This is a genomic window from Frankia sp. CgMI4, from assembly GCF_001756285.1.
Lineage (GTDB): Bacteria > Actinomycetota > Actinomycetes > Frankiales > Frankiaceae > Frankia > Frankia casuarinae.
On sequence record NZ_MAQZ01000035.1, the window covers coordinates 1 to 1,460 of the forward strand.

The 1,460-nt window shown below is 67.7% G+C and carries 2 protein-coding genes; both read left to right on the forward strand.

Features of this window, described 5'->3' with window-relative positions:
- The coding region (locus Manayef4_RS25280; protein ID WP_217494087.1) for a hypothetical protein at window positions 1–234 on the forward strand (234 nt) is incomplete at its 5' end.
- 14 nt (window positions 235–248) lie between these two features.
- On the forward strand, window positions 249–1,325 hold the full coding sequence (locus Manayef4_RS02930; protein ID WP_254665433.1) for an IS3 family transposase: 1,077 nt from the start codon (window positions 249–251) through the stop codon (window positions 1,323–1,325).
- Window positions 1,326–1,460: the final 135 nt, after the last annotated feature.

Here is a 1,460-nt window from a genome sequence, read left to right on the forward strand (position 1 = left end):
CGTCCCGATCAACGGTCACCCTGTTTTCCCTTTAGGAAGCGTGGCCGGCCGGCGGCGGACCCGCGGGACAGGGAGATCGAGCAGTTGCGGGCGGAGCTGGCCCGGAAGGACAAGGAGCTTGAGGCGTCCCGGCGCGTGGTGGGCATCATGGGAAAAGCCAACGCGCTTTTGGAGGCGCTCTCCGAAAGCATTCCCGAGATTTCCCGGGAGTCGTCGCCGAAGGAGAACGGATAGCTGACGCCTGCGCGGTGGAGTTGGCCGGGGTTGTCGGGGTGAAGAAGGCCTGCGAGTTAACGGGCCGGTCGCGGGCGACGTTCTACCGGCGTCATCGTCCGCCGGCTTCGGTGCCGCCGCGGCCGGTCCCGAAGCCGCACCGGGAGCGGGTCCAGCCGCGGGCGTTGTCCGCGCGGGAGCGGGAACGGGTGCTGGAGGTGTTGAACTCGGAGCGGTTCCGGGACGCCTCGCCGGCGCACGTGTGGGCGACTCTGCTCGACGAGGGGGGCTACCTGGCGTCGTGGCGGACGTTCTACCGGATCCTGGCCGCGGCGGGGCAGACCGGGGAGCGCCGCGCCCAGGCGTCGCACCCGTCGCACGTGAAGCCCGAGCTGCTCGTGTGCRCACCGAACCAGGTGTGGACGTGGGACATCACCAAGCTCAAGGGCAGGTCGAAACACGAGTACTACTACCTGTACGTCATTCTCGACGTCTACAGCCGGTATGTCGTGGGCTGGCTGCTTGCGCCGAACGAGTCCGGGGAACTCGCGAAGGAGCTGGTCAGCCAGACGTGYGAGAAGTACGGCGTCGACACGTCGGGGCTGAYGGTGCACGCCGACCGTGGCTCGTCGATGACGTCGAAGACCCTCGCGCTGCTGCTGGCCGACCTCGACATCGYCCGGTCGCATTCCAGACCGCGGGTCTCGAACGACAACCCGTTCTCCGAATCGCAGTGCAAGACGTTGAAGTACCGGCCCGAGTTCCCTGACCGTTTCGACTCGATCGAGCAGGCACGCCGGTTCTGCCGTGGGTTCTTCACCTGGTACAACACCGCGCACAAGCACTCCGGGATCGGCTATCTCTCGCCGGCGGCCGTCTACTTCGGCCTGGCCGGGCAGGCGCACGCCGCGCGGGCCCGGGTGCTTGACGCGGCCTACGCCGCGCACCCGGAGCGGTTCGTGAACCGGCGGCCGGTCCCGCCGCCGCTGCCGAAGCCCGCCGGGATCAACACGAAGCCCGACGACCAGGCCGAGCCGGTCACCGACGGTGCCCCCGAACGATCGGAGGTCATCCCTCGACAGAGATCGAAACAGGGATCGAACGCAGGCTAGTCCACAAAGAATCTTGCCTCAAAAATCTTGACAGGTTCCGCCGCCGTTGCCAGCCAGCCCCAAGCATCCCCACCACCGGTAGAGCACTACCGTCCCCGCCGTATACGAGAAGACCCCGAACCGGGCGCGAGGGGG